The organism is Flagellimonas onchidii (assembly GCF_004804315.1).
Lineage (GTDB): Bacteria > Bacteroidota > Bacteroidia > Flavobacteriales > Flavobacteriaceae > Flagellimonas > Flagellimonas onchidii.
This window is the reverse complement of record NZ_SRXX01000003.1, coordinates 47,706-70,736: the sequence shown is the minus strand read 5'-3', so window position 1 is coordinate 70,736 and position 23,031 is coordinate 47,706. Positions and strand designations below refer to the sequence as shown.

The 23,031-nt window shown below is 38.7% G+C and carries 23 protein-coding genes; 10 read left to right on the top strand and 13 right to left on the bottom strand.

What is annotated here, in order from left to right; translation table 11 throughout:
* The first annotated feature begins 3 nt into the window (after positions 1 to 3).
* From rplS to E4661_RS04180, 5 genes are all read left to right on the top strand, one after another.
* Positions 4 to 354 (top strand): 50S ribosomal protein L19, encoded by a 351-nt coding sequence (gene rplS / locus E4661_RS04200; RefSeq protein ID WP_136465571.1) that lies wholly within the window; start codon positions 4 to 6, stop codon positions 352 to 354.
* Positions 355 to 981: 627 nt separating this feature from the next.
* A complete protein-coding gene (locus tag E4661_RS04195; protein WP_136465570.1) occupies positions 982 to 3,222 on the top strand; it encodes an NADP-dependent isocitrate dehydrogenase in 2,241 nt (746 codons plus the stop codon).
* Positions 3,223 to 3,295: 73 nt separating this feature from the next.
* A complete protein-coding gene (locus tag E4661_RS04190; protein WP_168796325.1) occupies positions 3,296 to 4,105 on the top strand; it encodes a DUF4249 family protein in 810 nt (269 codons plus the stop codon).
* A gap of 59 nt (positions 4,106 to 4,164) precedes the next feature.
* The gene (locus E4661_RS04185) at positions 4,165 to 6,564 is read left to right on the top strand and encodes a TonB-dependent receptor (RefSeq protein WP_136465568.1); all 2,400 of its coding nucleotides are present in this window, start codon (positions 4,165 to 4,167) and stop codon (positions 6,562 to 6,564) included.
* Position 6,565: 1 nt separating this feature from the next.
* The gene (locus tag E4661_RS04180; RefSeq protein ID WP_136465567.1) at positions 6,566 to 7,465 is read left to right on the top strand and encodes a DUF4249 family protein; all 900 of its coding nucleotides are present in this window, start codon (positions 6,566 to 6,568) and stop codon (positions 7,463 to 7,465) included.
* Between the two features lie 3 nt (positions 7,466 to 7,468).
* Here E4661_RS04180 and E4661_RS04175 read toward each other — a convergent pair whose 3' ends face one another.
* The gene (locus tag E4661_RS04175) at positions 7,469 to 8,791 is read right to left on the bottom strand and encodes a GntP family permease (protein WP_136465566.1); all 1,323 of its coding nucleotides are present in this window, start codon (positions 8,789 to 8,791) and stop codon (positions 7,469 to 7,471) included.
* Between the two features lie 9 nt (positions 8,792 to 8,800).
* On the opposite strand from E4661_RS04175, the gene E4661_RS19370 reads away from it, so the two are divergent.
* The gene (locus E4661_RS19370) at positions 8,801 to 9,079 is read left to right on the top strand and encodes a DUF6095 family protein (RefSeq protein ID WP_313779146.1); all 279 of its coding nucleotides are present in this window, start codon (positions 8,801 to 8,803) and stop codon (positions 9,077 to 9,079) included.
* On the opposite strand, the gene E4661_RS04165 is transcribed toward E4661_RS19370, so the two are convergent.
* On the bottom strand, positions 9,076 to 9,756 hold the full coding sequence (locus E4661_RS04165) for a DUF4294 domain-containing protein (RefSeq protein WP_136465564.1): 681 nt from the start codon (positions 9,754 to 9,756) through the stop codon (positions 9,076 to 9,078). The two genes, E4661_RS19370 and E4661_RS04165, sit on opposite strands and share 4 nt — an antisense overlap.
* A gap of 99 nt (positions 9,757 to 9,855) precedes the next feature.
* On the opposite strand from E4661_RS04165, the gene E4661_RS04160 reads away from it, so the two are divergent.
* The gene (locus E4661_RS04160; RefSeq protein WP_136465563.1) at positions 9,856 to 10,944 is read left to right on the top strand and encodes a M42 family metallopeptidase; all 1,089 of its coding nucleotides are present in this window, start codon (positions 9,856 to 9,858) and stop codon (positions 10,942 to 10,944) included.
* Between the two features lie 87 nt (positions 10,945 to 11,031).
* The gene (locus tag E4661_RS04155) at positions 11,032 to 11,589 is read left to right on the top strand and encodes an NUDIX hydrolase (protein ID WP_136465562.1); all 558 of its coding nucleotides are present in this window, start codon (positions 11,032 to 11,034) and stop codon (positions 11,587 to 11,589) included.
* A 357-nt stretch (positions 11,590 to 11,946) separates the two neighbouring features.
* Here E4661_RS04155 and hisS read toward each other — a convergent pair whose 3' ends face one another.
* The 5 genes from hisS to rpsF form a co-directional block, all read right to left on the bottom strand.
* On the bottom strand, positions 11,947 to 13,332 hold the full coding sequence (hisS, locus tag E4661_RS04150) for a histidine--tRNA ligase (RefSeq protein ID WP_136465561.1): 1,386 nt from the start codon (positions 13,330 to 13,332) through the stop codon (positions 11,947 to 11,949).
* Between the two features lie 133 nt (positions 13,333 to 13,465).
* Complete coding sequence (locus E4661_RS04145; protein ID WP_136465560.1) at positions 13,466 to 13,936, bottom strand: DUF6495 family protein; 471 nt, start codon at positions 13,934 to 13,936, stop codon at positions 13,466 to 13,468.
* Positions 13,937 to 14,011: 75 nt separating this feature from the next.
* A complete protein-coding gene (gene rplI / locus E4661_RS04140) occupies positions 14,012 to 14,464 on the bottom strand; it encodes a 50S ribosomal protein L9 (RefSeq protein ID WP_136465559.1) in 453 nt (150 codons plus the stop codon).
* A gap of 13 nt (positions 14,465 to 14,477) precedes the next feature.
* The gene (gene rpsR / locus E4661_RS04135; RefSeq protein ID WP_054557866.1) at positions 14,478 to 14,774 is read right to left on the bottom strand and encodes a 30S ribosomal protein S18; all 297 of its coding nucleotides are present in this window, start codon (positions 14,772 to 14,774) and stop codon (positions 14,478 to 14,480) included.
* 4 nt (positions 14,775 to 14,778) lie between these two features.
* On the bottom strand, positions 14,779 to 15,117 hold the full coding sequence (rpsF, locus tag E4661_RS04130; RefSeq protein ID WP_136465558.1) for a 30S ribosomal protein S6: 339 nt from the start codon (positions 15,115 to 15,117) through the stop codon (positions 14,779 to 14,781).
* Positions 15,118 to 15,354: 237 nt separating this feature from the next.
* On the opposite strand from rpsF, the gene E4661_RS04125 reads away from it, so the two are divergent.
* Complete coding sequence (locus E4661_RS04125) at positions 15,355 to 16,047, top strand: LytR/AlgR family response regulator transcription factor (RefSeq protein ID WP_136465557.1); 693 nt, start codon at positions 15,355 to 15,357, stop codon at positions 16,045 to 16,047.
* A 3-nt stretch (positions 16,048 to 16,050) separates the two neighbouring features.
* On the opposite strand, the gene priA is transcribed toward E4661_RS04125, so the two are convergent.
* Genes priA through nadC form a run of 4 tightly spaced genes read right to left on the bottom strand, consistent with a single transcriptional unit; the run spans position 16,051 to position 20,770 of the window.
* The gene (gene priA / locus E4661_RS04120; protein ID WP_136465556.1) at positions 16,051 to 18,504 is read right to left on the bottom strand and encodes a replication restart helicase PriA; all 2,454 of its coding nucleotides are present in this window, start codon (positions 18,502 to 18,504) and stop codon (positions 16,051 to 16,053) included.
* Between the two features lie 4 nt (positions 18,505 to 18,508).
* Positions 18,509 to 18,958, bottom strand: coding sequence for a DUF2147 domain-containing protein (locus tag E4661_RS04115; protein WP_136465555.1), 450 nt, complete (start codon positions 18,956 to 18,958; stop codon positions 18,509 to 18,511).
* Entirely contained in the window at positions 18,936 to 19,913 is a 978-nt protein-coding gene (locus tag E4661_RS04110) for a YihY/virulence factor BrkB family protein (protein ID WP_136465554.1), read from the bottom strand. The genes E4661_RS04115 and E4661_RS04110 overlap by 23 nt, the downstream gene beginning before the upstream one ends.
* Positions 19,913 to 20,770 carry a carboxylating nicotinate-nucleotide diphosphorylase gene (gene nadC / locus E4661_RS04105; protein ID WP_136465553.1) on the bottom strand — a complete coding sequence of 286 codons (858 nt, stop codon included), beginning with the start codon at positions 20,768 to 20,770 and terminating at the stop codon, positions 19,913 to 19,915. The genes E4661_RS04110 and nadC overlap by 1 nt, the downstream gene beginning before the upstream one ends.
* Before the next feature lie 89 nt (positions 20,771 to 20,859).
* Between nadC and rlmH the strand changes: the two genes are divergently transcribed.
* Positions 20,860 to 21,333 carry a 23S rRNA (pseudouridine(1915)-N(3))-methyltransferase RlmH gene (gene rlmH / locus E4661_RS04100; protein ID WP_136465552.1) on the top strand — a complete coding sequence of 158 codons (474 nt, stop codon included), beginning with the start codon at positions 20,860 to 20,862 and terminating at the stop codon, positions 21,331 to 21,333.
* Here rlmH and E4661_RS04095 read toward each other — a convergent pair.
* Both E4661_RS04095 and E4661_RS04090 read right to left on the bottom strand, forming a co-directional pair.
* Positions 21,330 to 22,022: a hypothetical protein gene (locus E4661_RS04095; protein ID WP_136465551.1), complete on the bottom strand. Its 693-nt coding sequence runs from the start codon at positions 22,020 to 22,022 to the stop codon at positions 21,330 to 21,332. The genes rlmH and E4661_RS04095 overlap by 4 nt on opposite strands.
* Entirely contained in the window at positions 21,991 to 22,920 is a 930-nt protein-coding gene (locus tag E4661_RS04090; RefSeq protein WP_136465550.1) for a type IV pili methyl-accepting chemotaxis transducer N-terminal domain-containing protein, read from the bottom strand. Before E4661_RS04090 ends, E4661_RS04095 begins: the two co-directional genes overlap by 32 nt.
* Positions 22,921 to 23,031: the final 111 nt, after the last annotated feature.

Genomic DNA, 23,031 nt, shown 5'->3' with positions numbered 1-23,031 from the left:
ACAATGGAATCCTTAATAAAATTTGTCGAAGACGAATTTGTTCCTAAAAAAGACTTTCCTCAATTTTCATCTGGTGACACTATCACTGTTTATTATGAAATTAAAGAGGGTGAAAAAACAAGAACACAGTACTTCAAAGGTGTTGTAATCCAACGCAGAGGAACTGGGGCAACCGAAACCTTTACCATTAGAAAAATGTCTGGTACTGTAGGAGTGGAAAGAATTTTCCCTATCAACATGCCCGCACTTCAACGTGTCGAAGTAAACAAAAAAGGTAAAGTACGTAGGTCACGTATCTTCTATTTTAGAGGACTTACCGGTAAAAAAGCCCGTATTAAAGAGATTAGAGGATAGGTATAAATTCCTTTTGTATAAAAAGCACCTTTTTCAAGGTGCTTTTTTTATGAACAATTGTTAATAACCACAGTTTATATTGTGTTGATTTTTAATTGCTTACAAAATTTGGATATCTCAGACTTTATCCTAATTTAGTAACAGAAATATAAAGGAGATTATATCAAATTTATGTTTTCAATTTAAAGTTGACGTTCTTTAAACTAGTGACTCCCTTTTAAATTGGTAGCACTACTAATCACAAAAGGAATTTCGAATCTGGGGAAGTTTCGGCAGAACCAAGGAAGAAATAATGGACCCTATGTGCGGACGGGAGAGCAATTTTCCGTTTTGATAGAGTTCAGGAATCCATTAGACGCTTTGCAAAATGTTGTTTAGTTGAAAAATTAAGGACATAGTGTTGAGTAAACGTCAAAGGGGCAACGGACGCAATCAATGGTTGCGATTTTGTGGCAACGCAAAATGATGTCTTTTAGCCCTTTTCAGAAAGCCATATCAATGTACAAACATAGATATGGCTTTTGTTTTTTATTATTTCCTCAAAAAACCACCACTTTTTTTAAAAAATCATCTAGTATAACAATAGCCATATATTGTATATTTGCACCGCTCTAACAAAACACCTTAATGGCTAAGATTTTTTATACCAAAACCGATGAGGCTCCTGCCTTGGCAACACTTTCCTTTTTGCCCATTGTAAAAGCATTTACCAACACAGCCAATATTGAAATTGAAACAAAGGATATTTCGCTTGCTGGAAGAATTATGGCTGTTTTTCCGGAGTTCTTGGAAAAAGAACAGCAGATTCCAGATGATTTGGCCCTTCTTGGTGAATTGGCCAAAACGCCAGAAGCCAATATCATAAAACTTCCAAACATCAGTGCTTCTATTCCCCAGTTAAAAGAAGCAATTGAAGAATTGCAACAAAAAGGGTTTAACCTTCCCAACTATCCTGATGAGCCTAAGAACGATGAAGAAAAGGCCATCAAATCCAAATACGACAAAATCAAGGGGAGTGCTGTAAACCCTGTACTTCGTGAGGGTAATTCGGATAGAAGAGCACCAAAGGCCATTAAGAATTACGCCAAAAAGAACCCGCATACCATGGGAGCATGGTCATCGGATTCAAAAACACATGTGGCTACCATGTCAGAAGGTGATTTTAGGAGCAATGAATTATCGACTACTTTGTCAAATGCTGATGATGTTCGAATTGAACTAGTCAATGCTGACGGGAACGCAATAATTTTAAAAGATAAGATTTCGTTACAAAAAGATGAGATTATTGATGCAACCGTAATGAGCAAAAAAGCCTTGGTAAGCTTTTTGCAAAAGGAAGTTTCCGATGCAAAAAAGAATAGCCTTTTGCTTTCTCTGCATTTTAAGGCCACAATGATGAAGGTCTCTGACCCTATTATTTTTGGTCATGCCTTAAAAACCTACTTCTCAGATTTATTCGAAACCTATAGCGATACTTTTGAGAAATTGGGTGTCAACGCAAACGATGGTTTGGAAAGCTTATTGGACAAATTACAAGAGCTTCCAAATGACCAAAGAGAGGAGATTGAGAATGCCATTGCCGAGGGGATTGAAAACGGACCAGATTTAGCCATGGTAAATTCCGACAAAGGAATTACCAATCTACATGTCCCCAGTGATGTAATCATTGATGCCTCAATGCCCGCTATGATTAGAAATTCTGGTAAAATGTGGGACAAAGAAGGAAAATTACAAGATACCAAAGCAGTAATACCTGATAGTAGCTACGCTGGAGTTTACCAGGCTACAATAGATTTTTGTAAGGAGCACGGTGCCTTTGATCCAACTACCATGGGTACGGTACCCAATGTGGGGCTTATGGCACAAAAAGCTGAAGAATATGGTTCCCATGACAAAACTTTCGAGATTCCCAATGCTGGAACAGTAAAAGTAGTGAGCAACACAACAGGTGAAAGCTTGTTGGAGCACAATGTTGAAGAAGGGGATATTTGGAGAATGTGTCAGGTAAAGGACGCTCCCATTCAAGATTGGGTCAAATTGGCTGTTTCCAGAGCTCGTGCAACCAATACTCCTGCTGTTTTTTGGCTAAATGAGGAAAGAGGTCATGATAGGGAATTGATCAAAAAGGTAAACGAATATTTAAAAGATCACAATACTGAAGGTCTGGACATTCGCATCCTTTCGCCAATCGAAGCCACCAAATTTACTTTGGAGCGTATTAAACAAGGTAAAGACACCATTTCGGTTTCAGGAAATGTTTTAAGAGACTATTTGACAGATTTATTCCCAATTCTTGAGGTAGGTACCAGTGCCAAAATGTTATCCATTGTTCCTTTGATGAACGGAGGAGGGCTTTTTGAAACAGGAGCAGGAGGTTCTGCACCCAAGCACGTAGAGCAGTTTTTAGAAGAAGGCCACTTGAGATGGGATTCATTAGGTGAGTTCCTTGCCTTAGGTGTTTCTTTGGAACATTATGGAGAAAAAAACCAGAATGCCAAAGCCATTGTCCTTGCCGATGCACTTGATAAAGCAACCGAAAAATTCTTGGATAACGATAAATCTCCCTCTAGAAAAGTAAATGAGCTCGATACTAGAGGAAGTCACTTTTACTTGTCCCTATATTGGGCTGAACAATTGGCACTTCAAGAAGAAGATTCAGGATTAAAGTCCATTTTTGAGAAAGCATTCAACCAACTTAGTGCCAAGGAGGAGCAAATTGCCAAAGAATTGATTGATGCACAAGGAAATTCAGTCGATATTGGAGGGTACTATCTTCCCGAAGTTTCCAAAGCTTCCCAGGCAATGCGTCCAAGCAAAACCTTGAACACTATTCTTGATACCATAAATCAATCTGCAGTAGAGGCTTAATAAACTGTTAAATCTTAGGCTTTTTGAAATGTTGATTGTCTATTTTAGACTATCATAGTTCAATATTGCAGGTTTGAGATACTGTTTGCTTTCTATTATTACCCTTGGGCTATTTGTGAGTTGCGAGGATGTTATCAACGTGGATTTACCAACTTCAGAATCCAAATTGGTCATCGATGCCCTTATTGGGTATAACGAGAACAATGGCAATCCAATTGTAGCAGGTGAGGTCAGGTTGACGTATACCGCTCCTTTTCTCTCTGAAGAAATCCCTCCGGTGCTCAACGCAAGTGTATCCATCCTTGACGAACAATCAGGTGAATCCTTTCAACTATTGGAGAGTCAACCTGGAGTATTTGGAGTCAATTTTCCTGAACTCAAGTTTAATCGTGACTATACTTTGGTTGTCACACATAACAACCAAGTATATACCGCAACCCAACAGATGCAGCATTCATCCATAATCGATAAAGTGGAACAAAAAGACGGTTTTCTTTTTGATGAGGAAGAAACGGAAGTGGAGGTCACCTTTATGGATATCCCTGGAACAAGAAGTTATTACCTTATTTCTTTCGGGTTTGGTAATTTTTTAGTGATAGATGATGAGTTTTTTCAAGACAGCTCCCTTACTTTCTCCTATTTTTATGAAGATGTAGACCCTGGCGATTTGCTGGTCATTACCCTTTTCGGGATTGACAAAGAATTCGCAAATTATGCCAGTCTTGCCTTGATTCAATCTGGAGAAGATGGTGGTGACGGCCCTTTTTCGGTACCTCCAGGCAACGTAAGGGGCAATATCATCAACACTTCAAACCCCAATAATCCACCCTTTGGATATTTTGCTATCAGCGAATTCGATACAGAACTTTTGACTTTAGAATAACCTTGGTGTATCATTTTTATTTTCCACTATCAATATGTAACTTTAAAGAAACCGTTGCTATGTCTAAAAGACAAGTTACCATCCTCACCATACTTCTTTTCAGTATGGCATTTCTTCAAGCACAGCAAAAATTTACATTAAGCGGCACCATATCAGAAGCCAAAAGTAATGAAACCCTAATTGGGGTAACTGTGGCTTTTCCTGATATACAGACTGGGGTGGCCACAAACGAATATGGATTTTATTCCATTACACTCCCCAAGGGCACTTACGAAATCATAGTAAGTTATTTGGGGTATCAAGATATCAAAGAGACCATTAACTTGAACAAGGATGTCAAAAGAGATTTCAGTTTAAGTGAAAAAATGGAGCTGTTAGAAGAAGTTGTAGTGACAGATGAGTCCCGCCAATTGGATATTAAAAAACCCCAAATGAGTGTGAATACCATGGCCATCCAAACCATAAAGCAGATACCGGTGGTTCTAGGGGAAGCCGATGTCATTAAATCACTGCTACTCTTACCTGGGGTAACCAGTGCAGGTGAGGCATCATCGGGCTTTAACGTTCGCGGAGGGGCTGCTGATCAAAACCTTATTTTATTGGACGAGGCCACCATATTTAACTCTTCTCACCTTTTCGGTTTTTTTTCCGTCTTTAACCCAGATGCAATCAAAGATGTAAAATTGTTCAAAGGAGGAATTCCTGCACGTTATGGCGGACGGGTATCATCGGTCCTCGAAATATTTCAAAAAGAAGGCAACAGTAAAGATTTAAAAGTAAATGGAGGTATTGGTGCCGTAGCCAGCAGGTTACTCATTGAAGGCCCCATTACCAAAGACAGAACCGCATTCTTAGTAGGTGGACGTGCTTCCTATGCGCATTTGTTTCTACCGTTGTTCGACATTGATAACAAGGCCTATTTTTTTGACCTTAATACCAAGTTTAACCATAAAGTTAATGATAGAAACAATATTTATCTGTCTGGTTATTTCGGAAGAGACCTGTTCAGCATTAACGAGAGCTTTGTAAACACCTATGGGAATGCCGTCGGAAATTTTAGATGGAACCACTTGTTTTCCGATAAGCTTTTCTCCAACCTATCCCTCATTTATTCTGATTATTTCTATGGTCTAGAGTTGGATTTTGTAGGCTTTGAATGGGATTCCGGTATTCAAAATTTCAACCTAAAATATGACTTAAAACACTATATCAACGACAAGTTTCAAGTAAACTATGGTCTAAACAATATCTATTATGTCTTTAACCCTGGAAAAATAAAACCAAACCGTGAAGATTCTGGAATTGTGGAGGAGCAACTTACAAAAAAGTATGCCAATGAAACAGCTGCTTACGTTGATGTTGAACAAAAATTGACCGAGAAATTAAGCGTCAACTACGGTTTAAGAGTAAGTCTTTTTAACCGTCTTGGACAAGATGAATTATTTGTATATCAAAACGACCAACCAGTGGTGTTTGATCCATTTCAACTGGTCTATCAAGAAGCTACCCCCATTGATACCATAAGTCCGGGAAGGGGACAAAACCTATCCACATTCGCTAACCTAGAGCCTAGGATTTCAGTTGCCTATGCCATGAACAATGACAATTCCTTCAAGGTCAGCTATACCCGACTGGCCCAGTATCTCCACTTGCTATCCAATACCAGTTCTCCTACCCCATTGGATGTATGGACACCCAGTGGTCCATTTGTGGAACCTCAATTGCTCAACCAATATGCCCTTGGATATTTTAGGAATATTAAAAATGGAAAATACACCTTAGAGCTTGAAGGGTTTTATAAAGACATTGAAAATCGAATAGACTATATCGATGGTGCAGACTTGATTGCAAACGATGCCATCGAACAGGTTATTTTAAACGGAGAGGCTCGTGCCTATGGCTTGGAACTGTTGTTTCGGAAAAATGAAGGCCGTTTTCAAGGTTGGCTAGCCTATACTCTATCCCGCTCTGAACAAAGAACTCCGGGCAGAACAGCGACACTCGATAATGGTAGATCCAATATGGAGACCGGAATAAATTTTGGGGAATGGTATAGCACTCCTTTTGATAAAACTCATGATATAGCCCTATATGGTAGTTATGACCTGAATGAAAGATGGAATTTCAACGCTAATTTTGTCTTCCAAACCGGTCAACCCACAAACTATCCCATCGGTCAATTTGAATTTCAAGGTTTGGTAGTTCCTTTCTTTGGGCTCCGCAATCAAACCCATTTGCCAGATTATCACCGGCTAGATTTATCGGCCACCTTTAAAAGCAAGCGAAAAAGAGAGCAAAACTTTCAGTCTGAATGGGTCTTTAGTATCTACAACGCCTATAATCGAAGAAATGCTGCCTCCATTAATTTTAGGCAAAACCAAGATACGGGAAGGAACGAGGCCATAAGAACCTCAATATTTGGAATTATTCCAGCTATAACCTATAATTTCAAATTTTGATATGAAAAACAAATTGACACTCATAGGATTGCTGATTATGCTGTTCGGATGCGAAGATGTGGTGGATGTTGAAGTGCCCACTACCTCCCCCCGGTTGATAATCAACGGAATCCTGAGAGTGGATGAGAATGAAGAGTTTGTTCCCATTGAAATCAAAGTAACAGAGACCAATAATTTCTTTGAGGAATCACCAGTGACATCATTGGAAAATGCCATAATTATCTTTGGACAACCTAATCCAGATGCACCCGAACTTTTGAACAATTTGGCCACTTCCTCTTTGGCTGAATCTGCACCTGGCTCCGGAATTTACATTCCTGACCCAACGTTTGATAGTGATCAAAGAATTCAAACTTCTTCACTATTGCCCAATACAGTTTTCATTCTCATTCTAGAACATAAAGGTCGTAGGTACGCCGCAAGAACCCCATATTCCAAAACCGTTCCAATAGATAATTTGGTTCAGGGAAATGAAACCCTTTTCGATGAAGACGATACTGAAGTAAAAATTACTATTTCTGATATGACCGATATTGAAAACTATTATGTTTTCGATTTCGGTTTTGGCGAATTTTTAGCTTTGGATGACCAATTCATAGATGGTCAACAATTTGAATTTTCCTATTTCTATCAAAAGGATTTAGAACCTGGTCAGGAAATTGAAGTTAATATCTTAGGAGCTGACCAAAGGTTTTTCAACTATGTAGATTTATTGATTGAACAGACCCAAAACGATGGAGGGGTATTTGAAACCCCAGCTGCTACAGTAAGGGGTAACGTATTCGATGTCACTGGTTTGGACAACAACCTACTCTTTGACAATGTTAACCGTCCAGAAGATTTCCCATTGGGATACTTCGCTGTGGTCGAAGAGTTTTCACAGACGTTGGTAATCGAATAATGGTTAGAACAAAAAATGTAAAAGAATAATTACCATCAAACCAGTCAAACCTTGAAAAAAGGTTGCTATCGTATGTCCTTTCAATGCAGTTTTTACATCCATATTCGAAAATTGGGAAACCACCCAAAAATAGCTGTCGTTAATATGACTTACCGTCATGGCCCCTGCTCCTACGGCTAAAACCCCAAGAGCTTTATCCGTTACAGATTCTAGACCAAAAGTCACCAATAAGGGTGCTACAATCGCAGCCGTAGTGATAATGGCGACCGTAGATGAACCTTGAGCTGTTTTTAGTACTGCGGCAATGCCGAAGCAAATCAATAAACCTGTGATGCCCGATGCTGCATTGATGTTAATAATAGATGCTATATCCATGGTTCTTAAAATAGCTCCAAAAGCTCCTCCCGCACCGGTTATCAAAACGATTGCACCTGCCTGTTTAAGTGCATCTGCCACCCATTCGTTTCGCACTTTCGGTTCCACTCCCTTTGCCAGTGGAAACGCAAAAAACACTCCAACAAGCAAAGCAACTATCAGACTACCAATAAATCCAAGTATTTTAAAGACTAAACCTTCCCCAAATGGATGCGACGGATAATCTCCTATAGATTTTAATGCAATCAACACAACCGGTACCAACAATGGTAAAAATGCCATGATAGGTTTAATATTTGATATGGGGGTAATTTGGTTTTCCTTCATTGTGTTTCCTTCTTCTTTTTCTCTAAGAGATTTACCAATAAACTTGGCCCAAAAATACCCCATCAAAGAAACGGGAATTGCCGTGACCAATCCTAAGACCATGACCATCCCTAAATCCGCTTCCAATACTGCAGCCGCTGCAAGTGGTCCTGGTGTAGGCGGCACAAAAACATGGGCGGAGTACAAACCTGTGGCCAAAGCGATGGCAAAGACCATAACTGGAACTCCTGACTTTTTGCTTAAGGCTTTATTCAAGGAAGAAAGAATTACAAACCCAGAATCGCAAAACACCGGAATAGATATCACAAAACCAGCAAGATTCAGCGCCAAAGGAGAACGTTTTAATCCGACAAACGATAAAATGGAATTGGCCAACACTTTAGTGCTTCCCGTCTTTTCAAGAAAAATCCCGATGATAGTTCCAAAAGCAATCACCAAGCCAATCCCTGAAAGGGTCTTACCAAAACCTTCCCCAAGTGTTGACACAATCTTAGTCGAGTCCATTCCCAATAGCAATCCTGAGACAATGACAGCTAACGTAAGTGATAGCACCGGGTTCATTTTAAACCTGACTGTCGCAACAATAATGAACAATATGGCTAAAACGAGAGTGAATAATTCCATAGTGATTTTATGACTTCCACTAAATATAAAGTATTCTTGCTACTTTTGAGGTTCATGGGAACAGATAAGCAACTTTTGGTAAAGGGCATCAAATCATTCGGCTATACAGCATTTTTTATGTTTCTAAGCCCTATTGTCCTATATCAAGCTTTTAAAAATCAAGAAAAACCCTTGTTTTGGCCGGTTCTCGTTATAGGTTTGTTTTTGGCTGCATTTGCAATTTATAAGGGCTTTAAATCCGTAAATATTATGATGGATGCCCTTTTCGGAAAGAAAAACAAAAGCTAGTTCTTTTCATCGGAAACCTTCTTCCACTTATTGCTCAACTGTGCATAATCGTAGTCCAAAACCGATTTTTGGCGTTGTAACTTGTTAGAGGCAAACGCACGCTGCAGAATATCTTCAATCAGATAATCTTCGTGAATACTTTCAGGATGAAATTCTTCTTTGATACTTATTTTAAAGGCTTTTGCCGTTGTATTATACCAAAAGGCACGCCACCCATTCCTAAGCTCCTTTACCAAATTGAATGCGGTTTTCCCGGTTTGTCTATAAATCAGTTTTATAAGGATTTGACCTTCGGTACGGGTCAACTTTTTAAGTTCGTCTGAAAATTCACCCTCCACATATTTTTGAACAGTTTTAGTGTATTTTTTTCGATGACGACGCTTTTTGATTTTCACAAGACTATCGTTCATTTCTTCCAACCGCTCTGCCGCCAATTTGGCATAGGGGTACACTTTTAAAGTCTTGCGCCGAAGTATATAGTATCGTAGCTTTTCATTTCTATTTGCAAATTTCAGCTTGCCAAAGATATATACCTCATCTAATTCAATAGAGCTCCTTAAAATGGAGTCTCCTTCAAATCGAACATAATAATCCGCAATGGAATCTTTTCCAATTTCTTGGGAAAAACCATCGAAAACCATTAGCAGAAACAATGAAATGGTACAATATCTTAACATTCGGGACACTCTAAAATTTAACCAAAATTAAGGATAAACACATAATTCAGCTATTAAATAAAAGTGAATATTAGTATGTTTGTGGACTAAAATTACTACATGGCAGCATCAAAAATAATTACCGCTAAGTCGCTAAAATTCTTTGAAAAATATTTGAACAATGCTTCTCCTACAGGCTACGAGTGGGAAGGGCAAAAAATTTGGATGGATTATCTAAAGCCTTATGTGGATGATTTCATCACCGACACTTACGGTACTGCCGTAGCAGTTATAAATCCTGATGCACCCTATAAAGTAGTTATTGAAGGGCATTCCGATGAGATTTCGTGGTATGTGAATTATATTACGGACAATGGATTACTCTATGTGATTAGAAATGGGGGTAGCGACCATCAAATTGCACCATCAAAATGGGTGAATATCCATACCAAAAATGGCATTGTAAAAGGTGTTTTCGGATGGCCTGCGATTCATACCCGAAATAGAGCTAAAGAAGAGCCTCCAAAGCTAGATAATATTTTTATTGATATTGGCGCCAAAGACAAGGAAGAAGTTGAAAAAATGGGAGTTCATGTGGGATGTGTGATTACCTATCCCGATGAATTCCAGGTCATGAACAAAAATAAATTCGTATGCCGTGCCATTGATAATCGGGCAGGAGGTTTTATGATTGCAGAAGTAGCAAGATTGCTTCATGAGAACAAAAAGAAACTTCCCTTTGGGCTTTACATTACCAATTCGGTTCAAGAGGAAATTGGGTTGCGTGGTGCTGAGATGATCACCCAAACCATTAAACCCAACGTAGCCATTGTTACGGATGTATGTCACGACACCACCACTCCGATGATCGATAAAAAGAAAGAAGGCGAAACGGCCATTGGTTCCGGACCAGTGATTTCTTATGCTCCAGCGGTTCAAAACAAGCTTAGGGAGCGTATTATCGAAACTGCTGAGGCCAAAAAGATACCTTTCCAAAGGTTGGCTTCGTCGCGATACACCGGAACTGATACTGATGCATTTGCCTACAGTAACGGAGGTGTTGCTTCCGCTCTTATTTCATTGCCCCTTCGTTATATGCACACCACTGTGGAAATGGTACATAAAGATGATGTGGAAAATGTAATTCGATTAATCTATGAAACACTCCTCAACATTAAGGAGGGGGAGACGTTCAATTATTTTGATTGATTATGTCATTCCTGCGTAGGCAGGAATCCATTAATATTTTAAAGATTCCCACTTTTGTGGGAATGACAATGCTGTGATAAGATAACTATGGATGAGTTGATAGACATCCTGGACGAAGACGGAAACGCAACAGGGCGGACATGTCTAAAATCGGAAGCACATCTAAAAGGGCTCTTCCATCCTACCATTCATGTCTGGTTCTATACATCTGACGGGCAAATTTTATTTCAGAAGCGTGCGCATGACAAAGACACTTTTCCCTCGTTATGGGATGTTTCCGTAGCAGGTCATATTGGAGCTGGTGAAGATATCATCCAAGCGGCAATTCGTGAGATTGAGGAAGAAATTGGGCTTGAAATAAACCAATCCGATTTGGAAAGGATTGGAACATTTAAATCCATGCACAAACATTCTGAAACCCTTATTGATAATGAGTTCCATCACAATTTTCTCTGCAAGTTAGAGGTTCCCTTGGTAAAACTTAAAAGACAGGAAAGCGAAGTTGATGACCTTCAATTGTTTGCAATAGACGTTTTTAAGGAAAAAGTGAAGCAAGACAAGCTTGAAGGATTTGTTCCGCATGCAATTTTCTATTATGAGAATGTTATCGCCAAAATAGAAAAAAGGATACACCCTATACGGTAAAGGAAATCAATTGCACTTATCTAAAGGATATGAATTCGTTTTAATGATTTATATCCTACGATAAGTGAAGTTCTGGAAATTTTCACAAAAAATCTTAGGCTAATTGATAGATGCCTGTTTTGAATTGACGAATGAGAGGAAAATTAGTCTGGGCTCCTTCTCTCTTCTTTACTAAAACTTCGAAGAGTTCAAGGGAAGATGGACGAAGGACGGGATGGATTCCGTATCAAGTACGGAATGACATACTACATCGTTTTACCCTTTTCGTCCACTAAAGTGGACACCTTTCCCTTCCTTCGACAGGCTCAGTGTGACATTTGTATAGAATGATATCGGGAAAAGGAGCTTTTGGAAGTATTATTCAGTAACTAGCTCGGATAAGAACTCCTTAGCATTATCCAACGAATAAACTTGCTGCTTGCCTGTAGTCATGTTTTTTACTACAAACTCTCCCTTAGAAAGTTCTTGGTCACCAATCATCACCACAAAGGGCACCTGACGGTTATTGGCATATTTCATTTGCTTCTGCATTTTGGCCGCTGAAGGGTATACTTCTGCCTTAACACCATTAGCCCTTAGTTTCCCAACCAATTTTAAGGAAGCCAAACTTTCGGCCTTTCCAAAATTGATGCACAAAACATCAATTGATTTTTCCAATGTTTCTGGAAACAAGCCCAGTTCCTCAAGAACCAAATAGATACGATCCAAACCAAAAGAAATACCTACACCGCTCACGCCTTTCAATCCAAAAATGCCAGTAAGATCATCATAACGACCGCCACCGCCAATGGATCCCATTTTTACACCTTCGGGAGCACTTACTTCAAAAATAGCACCGGTATAATAGTTGAGTCCACGGGCTAAGGTAACATCTAACTGTAATTTTGCTGATTGCAATCCAATCTCTTCGATAGTGTTCACGATTTCCTGCATTTCCGCAATTCCCTCCATCCCGATTTCAGATTCTACCAAAAGGGATTTTAATTGATCCAGCTGTTCTTGGCTAGAACCAACCATCTGAAATAAAGGTGAAGCTTTGGCAATAGCTTGTTCCGAAATGCCTTTGTCCATCATTTCTTGCTTTACCTTCTCCTCTCCTATTTTATCCAATTTGTCCAAGGCAACGGTAAAGTCCACTAATAAGTGTTTTGCTCCGATTACCTCAGCAATTCCGGAAAGTATTTTTCTGTTATTAAGTTTAATAGTCGCGCCCTTCAATCCTAAATCCGTAAATACGGCATCATACAACTGCACAAACTCAACTTCCTGCAATAAGGCATTGGCTCCTACCACATCGGCATCGCATTGGTAAAACTCCCTGAAACGTCCTTTTTGGGGTCTATCCGCCCGCCAAACAGGTTGTATTTGGTAGCGCTTGAACGGAAAATCAATCTCATTTTGGTGCATGACCACATAGCGTGCAAAAGGCACCGTAAGATCATAACGGAGGGCTTTTTCTGAAATCTTAGGCGTCAAAGAAGTAGAATTCTTTGAGCTATAGGTGACATCATCAACTTTGGAAATAAAGTCCCCGGAGTTTAGAATCTTAAAAATTAAACGATCGCCTTCATCTCCATATTTGCCCATCAAGGTTTCTGAATTTTCAAAAGACGGTGTCTCAATAGGTTGAAAACCATATACTTCAAAGTGTTTTCTTATGGTTTGAATGATGTAGTTGCGTTTGGCAACCTCGGTTGGTGAAAAATCGCGTGTTCCCTTAGGAATGGATGGTTTTTGTGACATGTACTAGAATTCTGGTGCAAATATAAACGGTTTGGCGGTTTCGTGATTTTATGGTTTGACACGAATTTCACGAATTCAAGCTAATTACAATCAGATGTTGGATTTCAGATATCTGACTTCCAACTTCTGAAAGCTACTCCATAATCTGTTCAAACCACTGGTAGAGATCACCTTTGGTAATCACAGCCCCTTGCTGAATCAAATCAAACTTGTCCTTGTTCTTATCTTCGGAATAGGCTTTGGAAGCGGTTAGATACTCCACGAAATCTGATTGGAAATTCCGTTTGAACCAACCAAAACCTTCTTCGGTTCTTAAATCGATATCAGGATTCATTACTTTAACGGAAAACAATTTCATTTCCTTTTCCGTCAGATGGAACAAGTGCATGTGCGACTCTGAAATATTCTCCAGATATTCCACCTTAGACAATACTCCTTCCCAAACCAAATCACTAAAAACATCTATTTCCTCTTCAGCAACCTCTGGCTTTTCTTCCTTTATGGCGACCCACTCATCCGCTGTAATGGACTGTGTGGCCAAAAAGTTGATAAACTCAGGATGCAGTTCTTCCAATTGCTGTTGTGTCAACCGTGCGTACTTCATAAACATTCTTATAAAAAAAGAAAAGAGCCATGCAAGGCATAGCTCTTTAACTGTATTTATTTTAGACTTCAGCTTTTATTTAGCCTCTGCTATTACTTCAAAAGGGAAATCAACAATTACTTCTCTGTGAAGTCTGATTGAAGCGCTGTACGGCCCAACTCTTTTGATTGTTCCTCCTTTGATATTGATAAATTTTCTTTCGATCTGATGACCTGCTTTATCCAAAGCAGCAGCCAAATCTATATTGCTGACAGAACCAAACAACTTATCTCCAGCTCCAGCTTTAGCAGGAATACGGATTTCCAATTGTTTTAATGCCTCTGCCACCTTGTTGGCTTCATCAACTACCTTCTTTTCTTTATGGGCTCTTTGTTTCAAGTTCTCGGCCAACACCTTTTTTGCAGAAGGGGTAGCCAAACTAGCCAAACCTTTAGGGATAAGGTAATTTCTTCCATAACCGTTCTTCACTGTTACGATATCGTCCTTAAAACCCAAATCCTGTATATCTTCTTTTAGAATAAGTTCCATTCTTCAGTATTTTTTATTTCAACATATCGCCAACATACGGCATTAACGCTAGGTGACGTGCACGCTTTACAGCTTGAGCCACTTTTCTCTGATACTTTAATGAAGTTCCGGTAAGTCTTCTTGGAAGTAATTTACCTTGCTCGTTTACCAACTTCATCAAAAAATCTGGGTCTTTGTAATCAATATATTTGATTCCAGATTTTTTAAATCTGCAGTATTTCTTTTGCTTGTTGGTCTCAATGTTCAACGGGGTCAAATATCTGATTTCCCCATCTTTTTTTGATTTCGCTTGTTGTTCTATTGATGACATAACCCTATGCGTTTGCTTTTAATTTTGTTCTTCTCTTTTCTGCCCAAGCAATAGCATGCTTGTCCAACTTAACGGTCAAAAAACGCATAATACGTTCATCTCTTCTGAATTCTACCTCATAAGGTTCAATAACCTCACCTGGAACGGTAAATTCAAACAAGTGGTAAAATCCACTTTTTTTGTGCTGAATGGGATAGGCCAATTTTTTAAGTCCCCAATTCTCTTTGGAGACCATTTTGCCACCATTCTTAATCAAGAAATCTTCAAATTTCTTGACTGTTTCCTCTATCTGGGTTTCAGACAGAACGGGATTCAAAATGAAAACAGTTTCGTAATGGTTCATATATTGTTTATTTTTAAAGGAGCGCAAAATTAGCAATAAATATGAACCCTCGCAAGAAAAGGTAAAAATCTTCGTTTAAAGCTAAGAGTTATTAACAATAATGAACCTTTTAAACCTACGTATCGTATATGGTAATATACACAACAAAATAGACCATGTTTACATCTTTTGTTGTAGTTAAACGTCATTTTTGTGTAATTTGCCGATGATTTAAAACCCTACAAATCACCCCATTCTATGAAATTAAAAAGTATAATTGTAGACGACTCCTCAATGCAGCGCATGGCCGTTGCAAAATTAGTCAACAATCACCCTCATCTTGCCTTGGTAGCCGAGTACAGTAATGCTATTGAAGCCAAAAATGGACTTAAGAACCATGAAATCGATTTGATTTTCTTGGATGTTGAAATGCCAATCATTAGCGGCTTTGACCTTTTAGAGGCTCTTGACAACCCTCCACAAGTAATTTTGATTACCGGAAAGCCTGATTACGCGCTCAAGGCTTTTGATTATGATGTAACCGATTACTTGCACAAGCCTATTACTTTGGCCCGTTTTGAGGCCTCTGTAAAAAGAGCGGTTGCAAAATATGAGCAGATGAACAGGGTTGATGAAGATGAGGAGCACATTTTTGTAAAAAGTAACCTTAAAAAGCGTAAGGTTATCTTAAACGACATTAAATGGATTGAAGCTTTGGGAGATTACATCAAATTGGTGACCGACGAAGCTAATATTGTGATTCTTTCCACCATGAAAGCTTTTGAAAAGCAACTTCCAGCAGAGAAGTTTCTTAGAATCCATAAATCCTACATTGTGAATCTTGAGAAAATCGAAAAGTTCAACAGTAAAAATGTTGAGGTAAGCGGTAGACAAATTCCTTTGAGTAGAAATAAAAAGACTGAACTAGCAGAAGCGCTTGCCAATGTTTAACCATTATATGTGGTCTACATTATAGAGCAGTCTCACACTTTTATACTTGGAAATAGCATTAAAAGATTTTTCAATTCTTTTAATGCTATTTTTTATTTGGGCCATCGATTGCGTCCTCGGAACTTTGACCACAATATTCTTCAAGTACTCACGACGAATTCTCGCTACGGGCGGATATTCGGGTCCTAAGACTTGATGCTTCAAAACATTTCTGAGAGAACTTGCGAACCACTCCGCCGCTTCGTTGAGTTTGTTAAAATCCCTATCCTTTAGTGTAAGTTTAATAATTTTATTAATCGGTGGATATTTAAACTGCTCCCGCTCATACAGCTGTTCCCTGAACATTTTATTATAATCGTTCGTGGTTACTTGCTGTAAAATTTGATGGTAGGGATTATACGTCTGAATCAACACCTTGCCCCTTTTCTGGGTTCGACCAGCCCTTCCGGCGACTTGAGTGAGCATTTGAAAACTACGTTCATGGGCTCTATAATCCGGGAAATTTAACAATGAATCCGCATTCATAATACCCACAAGGCTCACATTTCTAAAATCCAATCCTTTGGTTACCATCTGCGTTCCCACCAAAATATCCATTTCTTGTTGCTCAAAGGCCGTTATTATTTTTTCATAGGCATATTTTCCACGTGTAGTATCCAAATCCATTCGTCCTACCCTTGCATCTGGGAACAACTCTTTCAGTTCTTCCTGAATTTGCTCCGTTCCAAATCCTTTTTTATCCAAAGTAAAGCTTCCACAAGCCGTACAACTGTTCTGTAAAGCCATATGATATCCGCAGTAATGACACCTTAGTTGGTTTCGATGTTGATGATAAGTGAGGCTTACATCGCAGTTAGGACATTGGGTAACGTTTCCACAGGTCGTACACTCAACAATAGGTGAAAATCCCCTTCGGTTTTGAAACAGAATAACCTGCTCCCCTTCTTCCAAGGTTTCCGTTATGGCATTGAAGAGTGTTTCTGAAAAATGACCCTTCATTCGTTTTTTCCGAGTGGCCTCTTTAATGTCCACAAGGTTGATGTCAGGAAGCAGTACGTTTCCATATCGAATTTTAATACTGGCATAACCGTATTTCCCTTTTCGGACATTATCCATACTTTCTATACTAGGGGTGGCCGAGCCCAAAAGGCAATCCGCTCCATGGTACGAAGCTAACACGACCGAAGCATCACGGGCATGGTATCTTGGAGCTGGGTCAAATTGTTTAAAAGAGCTTTCGTGCTCCTCATCCACAACCACCAATCCTAAATTGGAAAAAGGTAAAAACAAAGATGACCTGGCTCCAATAACGATTTGGGCTTTTTCAGCATTGTTCAGGACATTTTTCCAGGCTTCTACGCGTTCGTTTAAACTGTACTTTGAATGATAAACCGCTACTTTGTCACCGAAATATTGTCGAAGTCTATTAATGAGTTGGGAGGTAAGCGCTATTTCCGGCAATAGATAAAGTGCTTGCTTTCCCCTATTGAGGCATTCCTCTATCAATTTGATATACACTTCGGTTTTTCCAGAAGAGGTTACACCATGCAAAAGTGCTGTTCTTTTGTTTGCAAAACTTTGTTTTATAGCTTCAAATGCCTCCTTTTGATGCGAATTCAGCACAATCTTCTTTTCTTCTTGCGCAGCATCATATTGAACCCTATCCGTTTGGATAAAATATTCTTCCAAAACGGATTTATCTATCAATGCTTTGATGACCGCCCTAGAACTGCCACTTTCCTTTTCCAAATCAGCTATCAGAATTGGTTTTTTTGAGGTCGCCTGAATCTGAAACAACGACAACACCACTTGACTTTGCTTTGGCGCTCGGGAAAGACTGTTCAACAAATCCTCCAATCTGGATTCGTCATCAAACTCGGCAGAAAGTTTTACATACCGGACCAACTTGGGCTTGTATTGTTCGTAGAGCTCTTCTTTTTGGCAGACAACTCCTTTTTGAACAAGTCTATTGAGCAGCGGAAGTACATTTTTCTTATCCACGATATCGCTAACTTCCCCCACTTTTAACATGGATTGATGCTGTAACGCTTCATACACTAAAAACTCATCGTCTTTGAGTTCCAAGTCATTGATTTCTGTCTCTTTATTAGGCAAAATCAAGGTTTCACTTTCCAACAAAAAAGAACTGGGCAATGCACTGCGCACAACTTCGCCTAAAGTGCACATATAATATTGTGCTATCCATTCCCAATGTTGAAACTGAAATTGGTTTACAAGAGGGGTTTCGTCCAGAATCTGGTAAATCTCTTTTGCTTCATATGCTTCCGGCGCATTTTGATGGACGCCATATGCCAATGCCGTGTAGATTTTGGATTTCCCAAAGGGAATGGCCACCCGCATACCTTTTTGAATAAATCCGGCTTCTTTTTGTGAAATCTTATAGGTAAAGCGTCTTTCCAATGGAATAGGAAGCACCACATCTAAAAAGTACCCCATATCATCAATCCTCTTTTACCCTGTGCCAGGTTTGCGTCCGGTAGAAAAACGCTAGATATCCCCTTACTTTAAGTTTGCTTTTATCATCGGAATCCAACCAAAGCTTTCCGCGATAAACTGAACCATTTTCTGGGTCCAACAGGTAACTACCTTTGTACTCTCCTTTATCATTGGATTTAAAATTGCGCATTATCTGCATTCCCTTAACCGGCTTATCTTTTAGTTCTCCCTTACATTTTATACAGACTGCATCTTCCCTACCTTTTTCAAGGATCTTTATGATTTTAGCTTGAAGGTGACCATTTTCTTGATATACTTCCACTATCCCCTTTTCCATTCCGGTTTGATCATCAATCGTACGCCATTTGCCAAAAACGGACTGTGCCAAACACATATTTGTGCAACTAAAAACCAGTATAAATCCTAAATAGTTAAGCTTCCATCTTTCTTTCATGCTTCTTTTTTAAAGAATTCAAGGTAGCATTCAATTCAAATCCAAGCAAAAGGATATTCGAATTCAACCAAATAAACACCATTAAGATAAGTAATCCCCCCAAAGCTCCGTAGAATTCATTGTATCGAGCAAATTTTTCCACATAAACCCCAAAAAGATACGACGTCAACAAGAACAACAGTGTGGTCATTAACGCTCCAGCTGAAAAGAATCTTGCTTTTCTTCCTTCGGCCGTCCCAAAATAATAAAGGATTGCCGTAGTGAGATAGGATAATACGGTAAAGAAAAGTATTTTGGTTACTTGAATACCTATGGTATCTCCTTTTTCAATGTCATATCCCAGTGTTTTTCCAAAATATTCACTGGTATATTCCACCACATAGAATTCAAAATAGACAAAAGCTACGGCTCCAAGAATCAACAAAACCGACAAAATCAGCCCTACCATAAAGGCATAGGCATATTGTCGGAAAAAATTCCGTGTCAATTCAACATGGTAAGAGTTTTCAAAGCCACTGAAAATGGCATTTACCCCATTAGCTACCAAAAAAATGGAAACCAAAAAGGCGGACGACAATAGACCTCCTCTTTTTTGGTCTTTGATCTGTGTATAAATTACTTCAAAATAATCGCTGGTCGCCGTTGGTAAAAATGATTCTAGAAAAATCAGAAACTGTTTATCGAAATCCCCACCTTCCAAACTTATATAAGGAATCACGAAGGGCAAAAGTGTGACCAAAAAGATAATCAACGGGAAAAGCGCCATAAAAAGGCTGAAAGCAATAGAACTGGCCCTAGTGGAAAGCGTTCCTTTTACTATTCCAAGGACATACATCTCCAATAGATCATAAAAAGAAAAACCCTCAAAAGCTTTTAGTTGGATATTCTTGAGCAATCGGACAAGCCAGTTAACCACTGGTATTTTTTCCAATTGTTCTTCTATCGCAACAGACATTAAACCGCTTTTAAACTTAAATCCATATTATGGACAGAATGGGTCAAAGCGCCGGAGGAAATATAATCAACACCGCACTCCGCGTATTGGCGAATGGTATCTTCATTGATTCCACCCGAGGATTCGGTAAGGCATTTGTTCCCTATTATTTTTACAGCCTTTTTAGTATCAGCGTAGTCAAAGTTATCTAGCAGAATTCTGTAAACACCATCGGTTTTTAAAATTTCTTCTACCTCTTGCAAATTCCTGGCTTCTACAATAATTTTTAAATCACGATTTGTCTCTGTAAGGTATTGCTGTGTTTTTTGAATGGCTTTTGTAATTCCTCCCGCAAAATCGATATGGTTGTCCTTGAGCATGATCATATCATAAAGTGCAAACCTATGGTTTTCTCCTCCCCCAATCTTAACTGCCCATTTTTCCAAGGCGCGGATACCTGGGGTGGTCTTTCGGGTATCCAAAATGTTAGTCCCTGTTCCCTCTAATAATGTTACAAAATATTTCGTCTTTGTTGCTATGGCACTCATGCGCTGCATGGCATTCAACACCAAACGTTCGGCTTTCAATATGCTTTGGGAGCTCCCTTCAACATAAAATGCAATGTCGCCATATTTGACTTTTGAACCATCTGGAATGAGGACTTCAACCTCCATTCTGTCATCGACATAGGCAAATACTTGTTTCGCAAGTTCAATCCCTGCTAATATTCCCTCATCCTTGACCAAAAGTTTGGCCTTTCCCTTGGCCGAATCAGGAATACAGGCCAATGAACTATGGTCGCCGTCGCCTACATCCTCCCGAATAGCGTTGGCAATAATCAAATCGATTTCGTTTTGGAATTGATCTTCGGTAATCATCAAATTGGGGTTTTGACGAAAATACTAAAAACATTGTTCTCAAAATATGTTCAATTTCCATAGTTTCTTCCAAAAAATTATTTTTGGGCATGCAGATTACCCTAATCGCCATTGGCAAAACAGATAGTGTCGAACTTGCTAAGCTTATCTCCGTATATGAGAAGCGTCTTGCACATTATGTCAAATTTAGGTTTGACATAATTCCCGACATTAAAAACAGCAAAAACCTTTCGGAAAAGCAGCAAAAGGAAAAAGAAGGTGAATTGATTCTTAACCAAGTACAACCATCGGATATACTGTTACTCATGGACGAAAACGGCAAACAGTTTTCATCTATGGAATTCTCACAGTTTCTTCAGAAAAAAATGAATAGTGGCATTAAAAATCTTGTGCTCACAATTGGAGGTCCATATGGTTTTAGTGATGCCGTGTACCAAAGAAGTAACGGAAAAATTAGTTTATCCAAAATGACTTTTTCGCATCAAATGGTGCGTTTATTCTTGGTGGAACAGCTATATCGTGGCTTTACAATTTTACGGAATGAACCTTATCACCATAACTAATGACACTTCTTCGCATCATCAAACGATTTGATCAATTCTATTATTTCAAAAGCATGCAACTCCCTGTTGAAATTCTTATAAGTTTTTATCAAACTGGGGCAAAATGAGAAAAAATCGATAAATCTTTTCGTTCTGGGTAAGGGCTGCAACTCCTTATCAGAACCTTCACAAAAAAAATAATGTCCAAAACTCGTAAGTCCTTTATTAGTTCTCAAATGCGGCGAATAGAAGCGATAAATCCCTGAAACAGGCCCTCCGGGGTTAAGTCTTTTAAATTTTTCATAAACAACGATGTTCCCCACTTTGATTTCTTTGACAAGTTGGGGGAATTTTTCGCCAATGGATTTATAGACAAATTTATCCCGTGTTTTTATTGCTTTTTTAATCCGTTTGCCATTAATCTTGGTTTTGAAAAAATATTCTGTGTCGAAAATGATGGAATCCACGGCTATTTCATCATATCTAACAATATCTTTCCCATTTTTAAACCGTATCTTTTCTTTAAAATTAGGAGTGAATGTTTTCCCTTCTAGCGGAATTTTTGCCTGTCCCTCAATTATTTTTCCGTTTTTAAGGTAAATTTTCGCAGATTCGAAGTTGTCAAATTGAGCTCTGCCAGCTATGAAAACAAATAGAAAAATAACATTAAGGCTAACACTACTTTGCTTCGATAACTTTATCGGAATCACTCTTAATACTTTTATAGGAAACTAAGTTATACTTTTCCAGAAAATCTTCTACTTTCTTTATGACAATGTGATGGGGTCTCGGGTTTTCGGCCGTCTTTTCCAATGATTTTTCCATATCGTTGGAAACTTTTTTAAGATGGTCCAGTTCCTCCATTATAAACCCATAAATCTCACGCTGCCTCTCAGGGCTCTTTTCAACCTTTAAAACATATTGCAGATCGGAAATATTCTTTATGTGCGAACTAAATACCTGAGATTGATGCCAAGCAATTTCAGTAAGTTTCTTTTTTTGGTCTATAATTCTTGCAATGATTGGGTTGACTATAAAAAAGATTTCGAACAGTATGATGACAATTGAAAATATAGCCAGTTCTAATTCTATGATCATCATGGTCTTAATGTCCTTTTCAGCTTTTTTCTGAAATTGCATCACAATACCATCCATGATTTCTAAAAAACGATCTGTTCTATATCTGACATCGGTAAAAGATATGTTGGCATAGCTCTGATAATCTTTCAATTCGCTATACAACCATTCTACATGCGGTTCCAATCGATTAAATTCCTTTAAAATTTCGTCATCTGTTAGAGGCTCTATTTTTAGGCTCTCGTTACCACGCTGTAAAAATCCATTCATTTGGTACAACTTGGTCAACGCTAGTTTTAGCTCGGCATAATCACAATTATGATACCTACAGGAATATAATTCGCTTAAAACACGTTGGCTCAGCATACGCTGTTTCCCCGCTAAATTTACCATCATAGCAGCGTTTCGCTGTTTTCTCAGTGAATATTGGGTCATGGACTGGATAGTAATCGTAAGAGCAACGATTGAGATGACCAACAAATAATAAGCCCTGAATCCTTTTTGAAATGGTTTGAACTTTATAATCTTCATTGTATGCTACAGAAATAGTAAGAATTAGCTTACAATTTAGTTTAAAAAGCCGCTAGAAGAAGTATAAATGTTGTGAAACAAGTTTTTAAAAAGGTGAAAACGCTATTTAAA